The sequence below is a fragment of the Streptomyces sp. NPDC030222 genome (assembly GCF_055573115.1).
This window is the reverse complement of record NZ_JBVICA010000005.1, coordinates 143,449-160,684: the sequence shown is the minus strand read 5'-3', so window position 1 is coordinate 160,684 and position 17,236 is coordinate 143,449. Positions and strand designations below refer to the sequence as shown.

Annotated in this window: 15 protein-coding genes and 1 pseudogene; 4 read left to right on the top strand and 12 right to left on the bottom strand. The window is 68.0% G+C overall.

The features are described 5' to 3' along the window. Positions 1 to 9: 9 nt before the first annotated feature. A pseudogene (locus ACZ4Z5_RS09520) lies at positions 10 to 228 on the bottom strand (ABC transporter permease); the annotation flags it as partial. 294 nt (positions 229 to 522) lie between these two features. Between ACZ4Z5_RS09520 and ACZ4Z5_RS09515 the strand changes: the two are divergent. Further along, on the top strand, positions 523 to 2,256 hold the full coding sequence (locus ACZ4Z5_RS09515) for an AIPR family protein (RefSeq protein ID WP_468259072.1): 1,734 nt from the start codon (positions 523 to 525) through the stop codon (positions 2,254 to 2,256). Between the two features lie 395 nt (positions 2,257 to 2,651). Here the strand turns inward: ACZ4Z5_RS09515 and ACZ4Z5_RS09510 are convergent, their stop codons facing one another. The 4 genes from ACZ4Z5_RS09510 to ACZ4Z5_RS09495 form a co-directional block, all read right to left on the bottom strand. Next, the gene (locus tag ACZ4Z5_RS09510; protein WP_468259069.1) at positions 2,652 to 3,482 is read right to left on the bottom strand and encodes a hypothetical protein; all 831 of its coding nucleotides are present in this window, start codon (positions 3,480 to 3,482) and stop codon (positions 2,652 to 2,654) included. 114 nt (positions 3,483 to 3,596) lie between these two features. Then, a complete protein-coding gene (locus ACZ4Z5_RS09505) occupies positions 3,597 to 3,965 on the bottom strand; it encodes a hypothetical protein (RefSeq protein WP_468259067.1) in 369 nt (122 codons plus the stop codon). A gap of 144 nt (positions 3,966 to 4,109) precedes the next feature. After that, positions 4,110 to 5,438: a class I SAM-dependent RNA methyltransferase gene (locus ACZ4Z5_RS09500; RefSeq protein ID WP_468259064.1), complete on the bottom strand. Its 1,329-nt coding sequence runs from the start codon at positions 5,436 to 5,438 to the stop codon at positions 4,110 to 4,112. A 102-nt stretch (positions 5,439 to 5,540) separates the two neighbouring features. Then, entirely contained in the window at positions 5,541 to 7,586 is a 2,046-nt protein-coding gene (locus ACZ4Z5_RS09495) for an APC family permease (RefSeq protein WP_468259062.1), read from the bottom strand. Positions 7,587 to 8,109: 523 nt separating this feature from the next. On the opposite strand from ACZ4Z5_RS09495, the gene ACZ4Z5_RS09490 reads away from it, so the two are divergent. Together ACZ4Z5_RS09490 and ACZ4Z5_RS09485 are read left to right on the top strand one after the other, a co-directional pair. Continuing rightward, positions 8,110 to 8,778 (top strand): potassium channel family protein, encoded by a 669-nt coding sequence (locus ACZ4Z5_RS09490; RefSeq protein WP_468259059.1) that lies wholly within the window; start codon positions 8,110 to 8,112, stop codon positions 8,776 to 8,778. Further along, the gene (locus tag ACZ4Z5_RS09485) at positions 8,778 to 9,455 is read left to right on the top strand and encodes a potassium channel family protein (RefSeq protein WP_468259057.1); all 678 of its coding nucleotides are present in this window, start codon (positions 8,778 to 8,780) and stop codon (positions 9,453 to 9,455) included. The genes ACZ4Z5_RS09490 and ACZ4Z5_RS09485 overlap by 1 nt, the downstream gene beginning before the upstream one ends. A gap of 194 nt (positions 9,456 to 9,649) precedes the next feature. On the opposite strand, the gene ACZ4Z5_RS09480 is transcribed toward ACZ4Z5_RS09485, so the two are convergent. The 7 genes from ACZ4Z5_RS09480 to ACZ4Z5_RS09450 all read right to left on the bottom strand — a co-directional run bounded on the left by ACZ4Z5_RS09480 (position 9,650) and on the right by ACZ4Z5_RS09450 (position 16,571). Beyond that, positions 9,650 to 10,387 (bottom strand): DUF3159 domain-containing protein, encoded by a 738-nt coding sequence (locus tag ACZ4Z5_RS09480; RefSeq protein WP_468259054.1) that lies wholly within the window; start codon positions 10,385 to 10,387, stop codon positions 9,650 to 9,652. Positions 10,388 to 10,390: 3 nt separating this feature from the next. Next, positions 10,391 to 10,789: an OB-fold nucleic acid binding domain-containing protein gene (locus tag ACZ4Z5_RS09475; protein WP_468259051.1), complete on the bottom strand. Its 399-nt coding sequence runs from the start codon at positions 10,787 to 10,789 to the stop codon at positions 10,391 to 10,393. A 167-nt stretch (positions 10,790 to 10,956) separates the two neighbouring features. Beyond that, complete coding sequence (locus tag ACZ4Z5_RS09470; protein ID WP_468259048.1) at positions 10,957 to 11,682, bottom strand: response regulator; 726 nt, start codon at positions 11,680 to 11,682, stop codon at positions 10,957 to 10,959. Between the two features lie 166 nt (positions 11,683 to 11,848). Continuing rightward, positions 11,849 to 14,395, bottom strand: a complete 2,547-nt coding sequence (locus ACZ4Z5_RS09465; RefSeq protein WP_468259046.1) for a DUF4118 domain-containing protein — start codon at positions 14,393 to 14,395, stop codon at positions 11,849 to 11,851. A gap of 298 nt (positions 14,396 to 14,693) precedes the next feature. Continuing rightward, positions 14,694 to 15,464 carry a DUF3710 domain-containing protein gene (locus ACZ4Z5_RS09460; protein WP_468259043.1) on the bottom strand — a complete coding sequence of 257 codons (771 nt, stop codon included), beginning with the start codon at positions 15,462 to 15,464 and terminating at the stop codon, positions 14,694 to 14,696. A gap of 1 nt (position 15,465) precedes the next feature. Then, positions 15,466 to 15,987: a dUTP diphosphatase gene (dut, locus tag ACZ4Z5_RS09455; protein WP_468259041.1), complete on the bottom strand. Its 522-nt coding sequence runs from the start codon at positions 15,985 to 15,987 to the stop codon at positions 15,466 to 15,468. Then, entirely contained in the window at positions 15,987 to 16,571 is a 585-nt protein-coding gene (locus ACZ4Z5_RS09450) for a PaaI family thioesterase (protein WP_468259039.1), read from the bottom strand. The genes dut and ACZ4Z5_RS09450 overlap by 1 nt, the downstream gene beginning before the upstream one ends. Positions 16,572 to 16,629: 58 nt before the next feature. On the opposite strand from ACZ4Z5_RS09450, the gene ACZ4Z5_RS09445 reads away from it, so the two are divergent. Further along, positions 16,630 to 17,106, top strand: a complete 477-nt coding sequence (locus tag ACZ4Z5_RS09445; RefSeq protein ID WP_468259036.1) for a DUF3093 domain-containing protein — start codon at positions 16,630 to 16,632, stop codon at positions 17,104 to 17,106. The last annotated feature ends 130 nt before the right edge of the window (positions 17,107 to 17,236 follow it).

Here is a 17,236-nt window from a genome sequence, read left to right as displayed (position 1 = left end):
GTCCGTTCATCACCGTCGGCTCGCAGGTCGTTCGGCGAGCGGTCGCAGGCGGTGGGGGTCATCGAACAGGGCGCGTTCAGCGAGGCGGACAGCTGTGAGCGCGGCCAGTGCTGCGGCAGCGAGCAGCATGTACATCACGACGATCTGGTAGCGGATCGCGGTAAAGGGGTCGACTCCGGCCAGGATGATGCCGGTCATCGCGCCGGGGAGGCTGATCACGCCGACAGTCTTCGTCGTTTCAAGTCAAGCCACTGACCAGGCAAAATGGCGTTGGTTGACGTTGAACGTGCGCGAGGGTGATGTGCCCTCCGGGCACAGCTGGGGCCTGCCACGCACTGTCACCGGCCGGCCCGGGCCCGGAAATCGAGGCTCGGCTGGCCGGAGTGTGCGCCCCCGCTTGCATCAAGTCGTCCCTCGGTGCTTCGAGCGCGCCTACCAAGTCGAGCCCTACATCTTGCCGACGTAAGCGTGGCTTCGCCAAGATGATTCCTTGCAGAAGTGCGTGGAACTTGGGGGCTGCAGATGGCTGTGAAGAGTAACGATCAACGCCTGCTCGACCGCATCCTGGAAGATCAGCGGCGGCGGCTTGCCCCAAATCAAAAGATGGACGACTTTTTTAACTACTTCACAGCGAGTACCGCACTACAAGACTTCGACCTAGACATCGATGAACTCCGCGACGGGATAGTTGACGGATCTCACGATTGCGGGATCGACGGTCTATGGGTCTTCGTTGACGATCGATACGTTTCTGCCAGCATCGATCGCCATGTAACCATTCGAGCGAAGAAGATAGAGCTCGTCATTTTGCAAGCCAAGATTTCTCCCGGCTATCAAGAGACGGCTTTCGAGAAGCTCCACTACCATTTGCCGCTACTTCTCGATATGGGCCGAGATGCCAAGGCACTCTCTGACTCGACGAATGCAAAGCTGCTGGATCGCACAGGTAGGTTTCTCACCGTATTAGAGGCCCTCGCCTCTTCCTTCCCGGAAGTTTCAATCCGGGTGATTTACGCTACCCGTTCCGTGGAGGCCCCGCACCCTAACGTGCGAGGGAAAGGGAACAGGCTCGCCGCAGAACTAGCCAAGGTTGCGTCACAAACAAAATGCCATGCTGAGTACCTCGGAGCCGCCGAGCTCAGGGAGATGTCGGGGCGCGGCGCTTCCACCGTCTTGAATATGACGTTCTCAGAGACTCCAGTCAGTACGTCACTCGGTGACGGCTACATATGTCTAGTGCGTCTTGACCATTACTACGATTTCATCACGTCCGACAATGGCGCACTCCGACTTGAGCTGTTTGAGTCTAACGTGCGAGATTATGCAGGCCAGACCTCCGTCAATGCGGCAATCGGTGAAACCCTTAAATCCAATCACCGCGAGGATTTTTGGTGGTTCAATAATGGCGTAACGATCGTCGCGGAGGAGGTCAGCATCGCGGGAAAGAAGATCGTGGTACGAGATCCGCAGATCGTAAACGGGCTGCAGACGAGCCACGAAATATTCAACCATTTCCGCGATTCGGGGCACCACAACGATCGTTCAGTTCTCGTGCGAGTCATGGTTCCCCCTTCCTCTGGACGCGCAAGGGATGTAATCATCCGTGCGACCAACAGTCAGACACAGCTTCCACCGGGCGCTCTGCGAGCCACCGAAAAAATCCAAAAGGACATCGAAGAAGCGCTCTCACGCGACGGATACCGCTACGAGCGTCGGGCGAACTACTACAAGAACTTGGGTTTCCCGCTTGAACAAGTCGTCAGCATGTCCAGATTGGCACGTGAATATACAGCAATTGTGGTGGGGGAACCTCACACAGCGCTAAAGTACTCGGAAACGCTCCTCTTGGATGATTCTCACTACTACAAGGTGTTCTCAAGCGACACAGATATCGACCTCTATAGTCTTGTTCTGGATATTCATACACGCATCGGTGACTTCCTGACGGATTACGCCCAAGATCGGCCGCTGCTGGGTGACACAACGGAAAACTGGCGATATCATCTCGCATACATGAGCGCGTTCACTTTGACGCGTCTAAGGCGGCCCACGCCGGGCGACCTTATAAACATTAAGCTGGAACATTTGTCAGACGCTCTCATGGGAACTATGGCGAACCTTCTGGATCGCGAATACCGGAGCGCCTTGCGTGGGAACAGGACTCAGGGCATTGACAAGGTTGCCCGTAGCCAGGACTTCACAAATAGGTTGCGACAGGCGACCATCGTGATGCGCCGCTTCAAGATCGACCGATAGCCTGCACGCGCTCCAGGAAGCGGAGCAGTGAGAGTCGCGACGGGGCCGGATCGTTCGCGTGTTCGATTCTGTGATCGCGATGGCAATCTGCAATCCGCAGAGGTCACCAGGAGGTGGCGTGGCCCGGGGGTACATGACCTTGGCTGAACTGTGCCGGCGGCATGGCGTCGCCCCGGAGACGGGAACGCAGTGAGCCGGAGGCCGGATCAGCTCCGGTCCCGGCTCACCCGGTTACCGCACCGCGGAGGCGGTGGGCTTTGAACCCACGGTGACATCGCTGCCACGACGGTTTCAAGAGCGTTGTTGCGGCAGCATCAAGCCACCGCCTGACCTCCATCTATGCAGAAGTCACGAGCTACCTCTGCCTATCTGGCCCACAGATGGCCCACAACCGGTCAGTCGAGGTATTCATCTAGGTCGTACGTCTTGCTGAACGCCCGCTGTTCGCCTGACGTGAGGGCGTGGGGAACCAGCGCCTCGGAAACCCTGGCTGCGGCCTCGTCAGATAGAGCACCTTGAGCCCGGAGTTCCTCGACAAGGAGTGTCAGGGCACGCGTGGTTGCGACGGTGGCCTCAGTTGTGCGATCCAATTGAGGCTGATTGATGCGAGCAAACCCAGACACCTTCTGGATGGGAGCGTCCTTGTCAGCCACGAGCGTCAGGTCGTGGCGTCTCACGCCCGGACTAACCTCCTCCCATAGGCATTGGCCAAATCGCATCTGCACAGGAGTGTCGCTGACCCCCTGCCGGATGACGTTGAAGTACCCGTCATCCCCTCGCGCGACGAGCATCTCTTCAAGCCTCTGGACGGCGTCCCCGGTCACTTGAACCACGAACGTAAGCACCAGCGGCTCATCAGGATCAGCCCGTTCCTTGTAATGAGTGGGAACCAGGACGAGATCGCCGACTTCCACAGCAGTGGCTTCAAGCTGTTCGGCTTCCTGCAGCTCCAGGTGGTGCGTGTAGACCTGGGGCTCTGCACCATGCGTGTAGGAGTACCGATTGCCAGACACCAACCAACGCGTGTCCTCCCCTTCTAGGGGATCCCCATCCGTGGACGCAGCTCTGAGTTCGGCCTCCAGCTGCTCATGGCGGTCACCAGACACACGGAGTTCCAGGTTCACTCGCCGAAGCTGGCGTCCGGTGTGGCGCGACGTTACGGCAGGAAGTTCCTCGACTGGGAACTGCCGCATATCTCCGAGGAGATTGAGTGAGATCAGGCTCATATCTCCCACCTTGCCACTAACCGCTGACAATCATCCCCGACGCCCGGTTCTGTACCAACACCGAACCGGGCGCGGGGATAGCTCACCAGGGCAGGGCTATCGCCCGTCCGGACATCATGCGCCTGGACGGGCGGCAACGTCCGCAGGTAGGAGCCGACTTGTGAAGCCACCGACGCAGAGCCGCTCGTAAGCCGCCACGACGACATCCGGCACGTCCTGCTCGATGGCCAGGCCCCAGCCAGGAAAGACGAGCACTCGCTGCAGGGCGCCCACGATCATGTCGACCACCATGCGAGCGTCTCCGATGGAATCGGCGTACTCCTCCAGCCCCATCGACGTGGACGCACACACCACTTCGACCTCGGGCCAGAGACCCCGCAGGTCACAGCGTTGGCTGGTCTCTTCCGGGACATCCGACCAGCAGGATCCAGCAGCTCTGCGCAGAGCGTCACCGACCCTCGGTTCAGCATCGACATGGGCCATCCCGACAGGATCTGACCTGCCCAACAGCACGCCTGACACCCCATCAGAACGAGCGTCAAATGAGCGTCACGAGCGTCATTCCAGCGTCAAGATATCGCCCGTAACGCCCACACTGCGCATAATGCGCACGCACAAAACCGCAGGTCAGGAGCCCTTAGCCACCGGCTCAAGGATGGCAACGCACTCCACGTGATGCGTCATCGGAAACAGATCGAACGCCCGCAGCGTCCGCGGCCGGTACCCGTTCTCGTCGAAATATGCCAGGTCCCGCGCGAGGGCCGCCGGGTCGCAGGCGACGTAGGCGATACGGCGGGCGCCGAGGCCGGAGACGTACTCGACGGTGGAGCGGCCGGCGCCGGCGCGCGGGGGGTCGAGGACGACGAGGTCGGCTTCGGTGATTCCGGTGCGCGGGAGGACTGACTCGACCTTGCCCTGTTCGATGCGGACGCGCGGGAGGTCCTGGAGGTTGTGGCGGGCGTCCTCCACCGCGCGCTTGCCGGACTCGATGCCGAGGACCGCGCCCTTCTCGCCGACGCGCTGGCCGATGGCTCCCGCGAACAGGCCGACTCCGCAGTAGAGGTCGAGGGCCGTCTCGCCCTTGCGCGGCATCAGACCCTGCATCACGGCCGCGACGAGCGTCTGCGCCGCCTTCGGGTGGACCTGCCAGAAGCCGCCCATGCCGACGCGGTAGGTGCGGTCGTCGGCGCGTTCGCGGACGAAGGGGCGGCCGTGGACGCGGTGGACGCTGCCGTCCTTCTCGTGGATGCGCAGGACCGAGACCGGCTTGTCCAGTTCGACGATCGGCAGCCGGGCGCCCGGGCGCGGGGTGAGGATCACCTGGCGGTCCTGGGAACCGGTGGCGGCGATGGCCTCGATCGACGCCATGCCCTCCCAGGTGCGCTTCTCGATGCCGAGTTCGGTCACCCCGGGCGCCGCGATCATGCAGTGGTCGATCGGCTCCACCTCGTGGGACCGGTGCCTGCGCAGACCCGCGCGGCCGTCCGCGTCGACGGCGTACTGCACGCGCGTCCGCCACGCCGGGACCTCGCCCGCGGGCAGCTTGTCGCCCTCCGCCGGCATCACCGTGCCGTCCCAGCCGGCCTCCTCCGGGGTGAGGCCGGCGAGCCGCTTCAGCTGCTCGGCGATCACCTCGCCCTTGAGCCGGCGCTGGGCGCCGGGCTTGGCGTGCTGCCAGTCGCAGCCGCCGCACTTGCCGGGGCCGGCGAACGGGCAGGGGGCCTCGACGCGGTCCTTGGACGCCTCGATCACGCGCACCGCGTCGGCACGCAGGAAGCGGGACTTCTCCTCACCCTCGGTGACCCGGGCGACGACCCTCTCGCCGGGCAGGGCGTGGCGGACGAACAGCACACGGCCGCCCTCGGTGCGGGCGATGCAGTGCCCTCCGTGTGCGACGGGGCCGACCTCGACCTCGTACTCCTCCCCGATCAGCGAGGACTGAGGTGCTTGCTCCATGACGAGGTGGCTCCAGAGAAGTGAGGGGCGGCCGGACGACGACCCACCAGTCTACGTGGTGTGCCGGGTCCGGCCGCCCGCTCGACGGCTCCTGCCGGATGCTCAGTGTCCGCTCGGCGCCTTGGGGCGCTCGTTCACCGGGCCGCGCCGCACCGAACCGGGCGCGTTCCAGTCCTGGCGCTTCTTCGCCCGCTCCTTGGCCGCCTCGGAGGACTCCAGCTGGTAGGGCACGGAGGTGACCATCACGCCGGGGGTGAACAGCAGCCGCCCCTTGAGGCGCAGGGCGCTCTGGTTGTGGAGCAGGTGCTCGTACCAGTGGCCCACCACGTACTCGGGGATGTACACGCTGACCGCGTCGCGCGGGCTCTCCCGGCGCAGGCCCTTGACGTACTCGATGACGGGCCGGGTGACCTCGCGGTACGGCGAGTCGATGACCTTCAGGGGGACGTCGATACCACGGCGTTCCCACTCGTCCCGCAGGGCCTCGGTCTCGGCGGGGTCGACGTTGACGCTGATCGCCTCGAGCTTGTGGGTGCGCATCAGCTTCGCGTACGCGAGGGCGCGCAGCGTGGGCTTGTGGATCTTGGAGACCAGCACGATGGAGTGCACCCGCGACGGGCGTACGTACTCGTCCGGGCGCTCCTCCGCGGCTGCGATCTCCACGGCGACCCGGTCGTAGTGCCTGCGGATCGCGGTCATCGTGGCGTAGAAGATCACCATGCCGAGCAGGGCGACCCAGGCGCCGTGCGTGAACTTGGTGACCAGGACGACGACCAGCACCAGGCCGGTGAAGAAGGCACCGAAGGTGTTGATCGCCCGGGAGCGGATCATGTGGCGGCGGGCGGCGGGGTCCCTCTCGTCGCGCAGATGGCGGTTCCAGTGCCGCACCATGCCGGTCTGGCTGAGGGTGAACGACACGAAGACACCGACGATGTACAGCTGGATCAGCTTCGTCGAGTCGGCCCCGTAGAGCCAGACCAGCAGGACGGCCGCGCCGGCCAGCAGCACGATGCCGTTGGAGAACGCGAGCCGGTCGCCGCGGGTGTGCAGCTGGCGCGGCAGGTAACGGTCCTGGGCGAGGATCGAACCGAGCAGCGGGAAGCCGTTGTACGCCGTGTTCGCCGCGAGGAACAGCACGAGCGCGGTGGCGGCGGCGAGCAGGACGAAGAAGAACGTGCCGTCGCCGAAGACCGCGGCGGCGACCTGGGAGATCACCGGGTCCTGGACGTAGCCGGAGCCGACCGGGGTGCCGTTCCTCAGCAGGTCGTGGGCGGGGTTCTCCGCCATCCTCACGTCGGTGGCCATGGCGAGGCCGATGATCCCGCAGAACATGGTGACGGCCAGGGCGCCCATGAGCAGCAGGGTCGTGGCGGCGTTCCTGCTCTTGGGCTTGCGGAAGGCGGGGACGCCGTTGCTGATCGCCTCGACACCGGTGAGCGCGGCACAGCCGGAGGAGAAGGCGCGCAGCAGCAGGAAGACCAGCGCGAATCCGGCCAGTCCCGCCTCCTCGGCCTTGATCTCCAGGCCGGCGGTCGGCGCCTTCATGGCTTCGCCGAGGACGAGGCCCCGGAACGCTCCCCACGCGATCATGATGAAGACGCCGGCGACGAAGACGTAGGTCGGGATCGCGAAGAGCTTGCCCGACTCCTTCACCCCGCGGAGGTTCATCAGCGTCAGCAGCACGATGATGCCGATCGCACAGGCGACCTTGTTCTCCACGACGAAGGGTATCGCCGAGCCGAGGTTCTCGACGCCGGAGGAGATCGACACGGCCACGGTGAGCACGTAGTCGACGAGCAGGGCGCTGGCGACGGTCAGACCGGCCTTGGGTCCGAGGTTGGTGTTGGCGACCTCGTAGTCGCCGCCACCGCTGGGGTACGCGCGGACGTTCTGGCGGTACGACGCCACGACCGTGAACATGAGCACCACGACGGCGACCGCGATCCACGGGCTGAAGTGGTAGGCCGACACACCCGCGATCGAGAGGACCAGCAGGACCTCTCCAGGCGCATACGCCACCGAGGACAGGGGGTCGGAGGCGAAGACGGGCAGGGCGATGCGCTTGGGGAGGAGGGTCTCCCCCAGTCGGTCACTGCGCAGCGCCCGGCCGATCAGGATCCGTTTGGGAAGGTCGGTCAGTTTGGACACGCAGAGGATCGTATGCGTTCCATATGACGGCTGCCCATCCAGCACCCATCAATCACCGGATCTCCCGGGCTCATCGACGTGGGGCGGGGTGCTGGGCGTGGGGTCGGGCGTGGGGCGGGATGTTCCCGGGGGTACGGCGGGACGTCGGACGGGATGCCGGAGGGGAGTCGGCGGGACATCGGGCCCGGTGCCGGGAGGAGTCGGCGGCGCGACGCGGAGCGGGGTGGAGCCGGCGGGACGCCGGACCGGCGCCGGGCGGAACCGGGCGGAACCGGCAGGACGCCGGACGCAGAGCCCAGCGAAGCCGGCGGGACGTCAGCAGGACGTCGGCTGGACGTCGGCGGGGTATGGGAGGCCCGGCTAATCGGCCCTGGATGCGGGCAATGGTCACCCCGACGCCTAAGCTCGTCGTCGGGGTGACTTCGCACGTTGTTGCCTCGCCGCCGGGGCAGACCGAGAGAGAAGTGTGAGCAGGGTGTTTTCGCGGGTCAGCGGGATGACCAGGACTGCGAGGTAGGGATAGGTGCACATCGTCATCATGGGCTGCGGGCGGGTGGGCTCCGCTCTCGCGCAGACCCTGGAGCAGCAGGGGCACACGGTCGCCGTGATCGACCAGGACCCCACCGCCTTCCGCCGCCTCGGCTCCGGTTTCGGAGGCCGTCGTGTCACCGGGGTCGGATTCGACCAGGACACCCTTCGCGAGGCGGGTATCGAGGAGGCCGGCGCCTTCGCCGCGGTGAGCAGCGGCGACAACTCCAACATCATCGCGGCCAGGGTGGCCCGTGAGATGTTCGGGATCGAGAACGTCGCGGCCCGTATCTACGACCCGCGGCGCGCCGAGGTCTACCAGCGGCTGGGCATCCCGACCGTGGCGACGGTCCGCTGGACCGCCGACCAGATGCTCCGGCGGCTGCTGCCGTCCGGGGCGGAACCGCTGTGGCGGGACCCGAGCGGCGGTGTGCAGCTCGCCGAGGTGCACACCTCACCGGCCTGGATCGGCCACAAGATCAGTGAGCTGCAGGAGCAGACGGGGGTGCGCGTGGCGTTTCTCACCCGGCTGGGAGAGGCGTTCCTGCCGACGTCCCAGACGGTGCTCCAGGAAGGCGACCTCGTGCACGTGATGATGCGTACGGACGAGATCGAGAAGGTCGAAGCGGCCTTCGCACACGGTCCCGAAGGAGGCGGTCACTGATGAGGGTCGCCATTGCCGGAGCCGGCGCGGTGGGCCGTTCCATCGCGGGCGAACTGCTGGAGAACGGGCACGAGGTTCTCCTGATCGACAAGGCACCGACCGCCATCTCGGTGGAGCGGGTGCCGCAGGCCGAGTGGCTGCTGGCCGACGCGTGCGAGATCACTTCGCTCGACGAGGCAGCGCTGCAGCGGTGCAACGTGGTGATCGCGGCCACCGGTGACGACAAGGTCAACCTGGTCGTCTCGCTGCTCGCGAAGACCGAGTACGCGGTGCCGCGGGTCGTGGCCCGGGTGAACAACCCGAAGAACGAATGGCTGTTCAACGAGTCGTGGGGGGTCGATGTCGCGGTCTCGACGCCGCGCCTGATGTCGGCCCTGGTCGAGGAGGCGGTGAGCGTCGGCGACCTGGTGCGGCTGCTGCGCTTCAGCCACGGCGACGCGAACCTCGTGGAGCTGACGCTTCCGCCGGAGTCCGCGGTGACCGGTACCCGGGTGGGCGACGTGGCCTGGCCGGAGGACACCTCGCTGGTCACCATCATCCGCGGCAACCGGGTCCTCACCCCGGGCCGGGAGGAGACCCTGGAGGCCGGTGACGAGTTGCTGTTCGTCGCGGCCCAGGCGCGCGAGGAGCAGCTGGAGGACCTGCTGTCGGTGCGTCGTGAGGACACGGTGGACTGACGGGCGGTCGGCGGCCGAGCGGCCGCGGACGCACATGGGGCCCGGAACCGAGATGGTTCCGGGCCCCATGGCCGTCACGGGCTCGACTGTCGCATGGCCGTACCTCGGCCGTCGCGTCGTCGTACCTCGACTGTCGCGTGGTCGTACATCGCCGCCGCCTGGTGATCGGTACGCGGCGGGCAGCCTCGACGTACCTACGCGTCGTGCGCCTGCGAGGCGGCCTTGCGCTCCTTCTCGGCTGCCTCCTCGGCCTCCATCTCCGCGAACACGTCGATGGGCGGCGGGGCCTTGGAGAGGAAGACCCAGGTGAGGTACACGGCGAGGAGGAACGGCGGGATCTTCAGTGCGACGAGCACCCAGCCCAGCTGGGTGGTGTCCGCCCACCAGTAGAGCGGGAAGAGGATCGCGCACTTGGCGAGCAGGATCAGACCCCAGGCCCATGACGCCTTGGCGTAGGCCTTCTTGCGGCCCGGGTTCCTGGTACGCCAGGAGAGGTTCTCCTTGAAGATCGGACCGAGGATCAGGCCGATCAGCGGGACGCCGGCGAGGGTGGTCACGATGTAGGCCAGCGCCAGGCCGAGCGTGTAGAGCATGCCCGGGAGGTAGAAGTCCTTGGCGTTGCCGGTCATCATCGCGAAGACCACACCGAACGCGACACCGAAGACGCCGCTGAACGCGTGCTTGACGGTGTCCCGGCGGATCAGCCGGACCACCACGCACACCAGCGAGACGCCGAGGGCGGCGATCGCCGAGAGGTGCAGGTCCTTGTTGATCGTGTAGATCGTGACGAAGAGCAGGCCCGGCAGAACGGTCTCCACCATGCCGCGGACGCCGCCGAAGGCTTCGAACAGTGCGGCTTCGGTGACGGCCTTGCTGTCGTCACCGTCCTGGGCGGGCTGGGGGGTGGTGGTCGGCTTGTCGAGAGACGTCACCGGCTACTCCTGTCCGAGTGGTCGGAGTTCGTATTTGGGGTTGAACAGCACCCTGCGGCCGTGGCTCATCGAGATCCGGCCGGACGCTATGAGCTTCCGTCCCGGCTCTATGCCGACGATGCGGCGGCGGCCCAGCCAGACGACGTCCAGCGGAGCGGTGCCGTCGAACAGCTCCGCCTCCAGAGCGGGAACACCTGCCCTGGGACGCAGGGTGACCGTCCGCAAGGTACCAGTCACCCTCACGATCTGACGGTCGTTGCACTCGGCGATACGAATGCACCCCGTGGCCTGCGTGTCCTCCTGCAGCTCCGCGGAATGCAGCTCCTCCTGCGACGAGGACAGCCGGTCGAGCATCCGCCGGAAGCGTCCGGCCGGCTTCTCGGGGCGGGGTTCAGCACTCATACAGGAAGCGTACCGGGCGGGGGTGACGTCGCCTGCGGCCGATCATGTTTTGGTGAAGCGCCGTACCGTTCCGCCGCGGCCGCCGCCGACCGTGGCGTGGGCCACCGCCGAGGCCGCCCGCCGCGACCTGCACCGCGATCACCGCCGCACCCCCGTCCCTGCCGTGATCATTTCTCGAAGCGGTACCCCATGCCCGGTTCGGTGATGAAGTGGCGCGGGTGCGAGGGGTCCGCTTCGAGCTTGCGGCGCAACTGGGCCATGTAGACCCGCAGGTAGTTGGTCTCCGTGCCGTACGAGGGGCCCCACACCTCCTGGAGCAGCTGCTTCTGGCTGACCAGGCGTCCGGTGTTGCGGACCAGCACCTCCAGCAGGTGCCACTCGGTGGGGGTCAGGCGGACGTCCCGGCCGTCCCGGTTGACCTTCTTGGCGGCCAGGTCGACGGTGAAGTCGCCGGTCGCGACGATGGCGAGGTCGTCGTTGCCCTCGACACCGCCGACTGGCTCGGCGCGGCGGACGGCGGCGCGCAGCCGGGCGAGCAGTTCGTCCATCCCGAAGGGCTTGGTGACGTAGTCGTCGGCCCCGGCGTCCAGGGCCTCGACCTTCTCGTCGGAGGAGTGGCGGGCGGAGAGCACCAGGATCGGCACTCGGGTCCAGCCGCGCAGCCCCTTGATCACCTCGACGCCGTCCATGTCGGGCAGGCCGAGGTCGAGGACGACGACGTCGGGGTGGCGTGCGGCGGCGGTCTGCAGCGCCGTGGCACCGTCGGGGGCCGCGTCCACCTCGTACTTGCGTGCCTTGAGGTTGATCACGAGGGCACGGACGATCTGCGGCTCGTCGTCGACCACGAGCACCCTCGTGGGGGTTCTCCGGGCCCCCTCGGGGGAGTGCGGCATGAGGTCCTGCCTTTCTGTTGTGCGCGGCGTACGGGGCGTACGGGGGCCGTTCCGGGGCGGTTCGGGGCGGTCAGGGGGTTCGCGGCGGTTCAGGAGGATGGGAGTGGTTCCCGGGTGAGGTGGTTCCAGGGTGAGGTTCCGGGGGCGGCGGTTCCAGGGGGGCGGTTCAGGAGACGTAGTGGGCGTGTGAGGCCGCGTCGGACGGCGTGTGGCCGGGGGCCGCCCGCAGGGTGAGGACCATGGTCAGACCGCCTCCCGGGGTGTCCTCGGCCGTGAGTGCGCCGTCCATCGCCTCGACGAAGCCGCGTGCGACGGCGAGCCCGAGGCCCACTCCTGCGCCGCGCGGTGCGTCACCGTACCGCTGGAAGGGCTCGAAGATCCGCTCTTTCGCGTCATCGGGCACTCCGTGGCCCCGGTCGATGACGCGCAGTTCGACGCGGTCGCCGAGGGTGCTGGCGGTGACGAGGACGGGCGTTCCGCCGGGGCTGTACTTGACCGCGTTCTCGACGATGTTGGCGACGGCGCGTTCCAGCAGGCCGGGGTCGACGGCGACCATCGGCAGGGTCTCCGGGACCTCCAGCTCGACGCTGTCCTCCGGGACGCCGCCGAGTGCCATGGGCACGACCTCGTCGAGGTCGATCTCCCTGATGAGAGGGGTGACGGTGCCGGTCTGGAGTCGGGACATGTCGAGCAGGTTGCCGACGAGGTGGTCGAGGCGGTCCGTGCCCTCCTCGATGCTCTCCAGCAGTTCCGCCTCGTCCTCCTCGGACCAGTCGATGTCCTCAGAACGCAGTGAGGTGACGGCGGCCTTGATGGCGGCCAGGGGGGTGCGCAGGTCGTGGCTGACCGCGGCGAGGAGCGCGGTGCGGATGCGGTTGCCCTCGGCGAGCTTGCGGGCTTGCTCGGCCTGGTCGACCAGGCGCCTCCGGTCGATGACGACGGCCGCCTGGGCGGCGAACGCACCGAGCACCCGGCGGTCCTCGGCGGGCAGGACCCGGCCGGTCAGGGCGAGCGCCATGGTGTCGCCGACGGGCATGTCGACGTCCGCGTCCTCCGGGCGGGCCGGCGGGTCGGCGGTGCCGACGCTGCCGGTGCAGGTCCACGGGTCGACATCGCTGGCGCGCTCCAGCAGGGCCACCGAGGTCATGCCGAAGGTCTCGCGCACGCGCTCCAGCAGGGCTTCCAGGCTGGTCTCGCCCCGCAGCACGCTGCCGGCGAGGAAGGACAGGATCTCGGACTCGGCCCGTAGCCGGGCGGCCTGGTGGGTGCGGCGGGCGGCGAGGTCGACGACGGAGGCGACGGACACCGCCACCGACACGAAGATCACGATGGCGACGATGTTCTTCGGGTCGGCGATCGTGAGCCGGTGCAGGGGCGGGGTGAAGAAGTAGTTCAGCAGAAGGGAGCCGAAGGCCGCCGAGGCCAGCGCCGGGAGCAGTCCGCCGAGCAGGGCCGCCGCGACCGTCAGCGTCAGGAACAACAGCATGTCGTTGGCGAGGCCGAGGTCCGCGTCGGTGTGGGTCAGCAGCAGCGCCAGCAGCGCCGGGCCCAGGACACCGACCACCCAGCCCCCGATGATCCTGGACCGGCCGAGCCGCGCCCCCCGTGCCACCGGCAGTCCACGGCCCTTGGCGACGTGCTCGTGGGTGACCATGTGGACGTCGAGATCGGGTCCGCAGTCGCGGGCGACGGTGGCGCCCACACCGGGTCCGAGGACGTACTGCCAGGTCTTGCGGCGGCTGGAGCCGAGCACGATCTGGGTGGCGTTGACGCCGCGGGCGAAGTCCAGCAGCGCCTGCGGGACGTCGTCGCCGATGACGTGGTGGAAGGTACCGCCGAGGTCCTCGACCAGGGTGCGCTGGACGGCCAGTTCCTTCGGCGAGGCCGCGGTCAGCCCGTCGCTGCGGGAGATGTAGACGGCCATCACCTCCCCGCCCGCGCCCTTCTCCGCCAGCCGGGCGGCGCGCCGGATCAGGGTCCGCCCCTCGGAACCGCCCGTCAGGCCGACCACGATCCGCTCACGGGCCTGCCACGTGGAACGGATGCCGTGCTCGCCCCGGTACTGCCGCAGGTACTCGTCGACCCGGTCCGCCGTCCACAGCAGCGCCAGTTCCCGCAGCGCCGTGAGGTTGCCCGGACGGAAATAGTTCGAGAGCGCCGCGTCGACCTTGTCGGGCTTGTAGACGTTGCCGTGCGCCATCCGGCGCCGCAGCGCCTGGGGCGACATGTCGACCAGCTCGATCTGGTCGGCACGCCGCACCACCTCGTCCGGGACGGTCTCCCGCTGCCGGACGCCGGTTATCGACTCGACGACGTCACCGAGTGACTCCAGGTGCTGGATGTTGACGGTGGAGATGACGTCGATGCCGGCCTTGAGCAGCTCTTCCACGTCCTGCCAGCGCTTGGCGTTCCGGCACCCCGGGACGTTGGTGTGGGCGAGCTCGTCGACCAGCGCCACCGCCGGACGACGCCGCAGCAGCGCGTCCACGTCCATCTCGGTGAAGACCGCGTCCCGGTACTCCAGCTCCCTGCGCGGCACCTGTTCCAGTCCGTGCAGCAGGAGTTCCGTGCGGGGCCGGTCGTAGTGCTCGACGAAGGCGACGACGCAGTCGGTGCCGCGCTCGATCCGGCGATGGGCCTCGGAGAGCATCGCGTAGGTCTTGCCCACGCCCGGCGCCGCGCCCAGGTAGATCCGTAGCTTGCCGCGTCCCATGCCTCATCGTCTTCCGTCCAGCTGCCGCGCACGCTGCGTCGACTGTACGACCGAATAGTGCGACAAACCGGACAGGAGTACGAGCGGAGGCGTGGTCTTGACAGAACCCTGACGTCAGACCGCCCCGGCCGGAAGCCGATGGGCCGCGCTCCCCTACCGGGAGCGCGGCCCATCCATGACGTCGGCCCACCGCGGGCTTCGGGCCCGTCCGTGAGACCAGCCCACCTACGAGACCAGCCCGTTCGTGCCCGTCTGGCAAGACCCGCCGGTCCGCGGGGCCGGCCCGCCGGGCCCCGGGTCAGCGGACCTCGGTGATCTCCGGGCCGCGCTCCAGCTTGCCCATGCCGCCGGAGAAGCGCGAGCCTTCCTGGGACTCCTGCTGGACACCCTCGGGGACCATCTGCGCGTCGTTCGGCAGCTTCAGGACGATCGGGTCGCGCGGGGCCATCGGGCCATCGCCGCGGACGACGACGGTGTCGCGGAAGATCTGCTCCAGCAGACCGGCCGCCTGCGGCTGCACCGCGCCCTGCCCGGAGATCACACCGCGCAGGAACCAGCGCGGACCGTCGACGCCGACGAAGCGCACCAGCTGCACGCCGTTCGCGCCGTCCGGGAGCTGGACCGGGACCTGGGCCCGCAGCTCCCAGCCCAGGGGGCCCTCCACCTCGTCGACGACTCCGCCCTGCTGGGTGATCCCGGAAGCGATCTCCTCCCGGACCTCGCCCCAGATGCCTTCCTTCTTGGGCGCGGCGAAGGCCTGGACCTGGATGGCGCTGTCGCGCAGGACCACCGTCGCCGCGACGATCGCGTCACCCGCGACCTCGACCCGCAGCTCCATGCCCTCGACCCCGGGCACGAAGAGACCGCCGAGGTCCACGCGCCCCTCACCGGCCGAGGGGACCTCGGAGATGTCCCACGGACCGTCCGGGCGGGGGGCCGGCGGCAGGCTCACCCTGCGCGCGGGGGCGTCCTCCGTGGTGCCGTTGTCCGCCTCGGCACCGTCGACGACCTGCTCGGCCTCGCGCGGTGCGTCCTGAGCGGAACCGCTCTTCTTGCGACGTCCGAACACGTCACTGTCCTTCCCGGTCGGATACGACCGAAGCGTATCGATTCCCACCCTGTGCGCCGCCCACGGCGGCATGGCCGCCGGTGGACCCGAAGCCCCCCTCGGCCCGCGCCGAGCCGGGAAGCTCCGCCACCTCGTGGAAGCGCACCTTCTCGACCTGCTGGACGACCAGTTGGGCGATCCGGTCGAACCGCTCGAACCGCACGCTCTCACGCGGGTCCAGATTGACCACGATCACCTTGATCTCTCCACGGTACCCGGCATCCACGGTCCCCGGGGCATTCACCAGAGCGACACCGCACCGGGCGGCCAGTCCGGAGCGCGGATGTACGAAGGCCGCGTACCCGTCCGGGAGCGCGATCGAGACGCCGGTGGGCAGGACGGCCCGCTCACCGGGCGCCAGCTCGGCGGCCTCCGTGGTGACGAGATCGGCGCCCGCGTCCCCCGGGTGCTCGTAACCGGGCAGCGGGACGTCGGGGTCGAGCCGGCGGATCAGGACGTCGACGGGGCGGCGGAACTCGGACATCAGGGGTTCACCTCGAAGGCGCGGGCGCGCCGGACCTGGTCGGGGTCGGCCATGACCGCGTGGATCTCCTCCTCGCGGCCGTTCTCGATGAAGTGGTCGACCTTGACCTCGATGAAGAGCGCGTCGGCGCGGACCGCGACCGGTCCGTCCGGGCCGCCGATGCGGCCGGTCGCCGTGCAGTAGATCTTCCTGCCGTGGACCGCGAGCACCTCGGCGTCGAGGTGCAGCACGGTGCCCACCGGCACGGGGCGGACGAAGTCGGTCTCCAGCCGGCCGGTCACCGCGATCACCCGCAGCAGCCAGTTCAACGAGCCGAGCGTCTCGTCGAGCGCGGTCGCCAGCACACCGCCGTGGGCCAGGCCGGGCGCGCCCTGGTGGGCGGGACGGACGGTGAACTCGGCGGTGACCCGTACGCCCTCACCGGCCCGGGCCTCCAGGTGAAGGCCGTGGGGCTGCTCCTCGCCGCAGCCGAAGCACTGGCCGTAGTGCGCGCCGAGCAGCTCCCCGGGCGCGGGCGCATCGGGGTGCCGCACCGGTGCCACGGCGTCGGCCGGCGGTGTCAGCACCGCAGAAGTTCCACTCACAGCCGCAGACCTTACCCGCGCGGCTACCCGCCGGTCGCCCCGTGCCAAGCTTGGATTCATGCAGCCTTACGAAGAACGCCTGACCGTGCCCCGTTCCTGGTGGGTGATCACGGCCCTCGTGGGCCTCTCGGGAGGCTTGATCCTGCTGCCGCTGGGCACGCTGCCGATGCTCGGCGGCCTGGTCGCCGCGACCGCGCTCGCGGCGGCGATGGTCAGTTCGTACGGCTCGGCGCGGATCCGGGTGGTGGCGGACTCGGTCGTCGCGGGCGATGCCCGGATCCCGGTGACGGCCCTCGGTGCGGCCGAGGTGCTGGACGCCGACGAGGCACGCGCCTGGCGCTCCCACAAGGCCGATCCGCGGGCGTTCATGCTGCTGCGCAGCTACGTACCGACGGCGCTGCGGGTGGAGGTCACCGACCCGCAGGATCCGACGCCGTACCTGTACCTCTCGACGCGGCATCCGGAGCGGCTGGCAGCGGCCCTGGACGCGATACGCGTCGCCGGGCAGGGCGGCGAGCGGCGTCAGGCCGGCTAGAGGCAATGCCGCTGACTTGACAGGGTTCGCGATGTGCTGACCTGTAACGATGCCCCGATCGGCATGCCCTGGAAGCCCGCAAAGCCAGCGGTATTGCGGCCAGAGGCGGTCCGAGGGCGTATCCCGGATC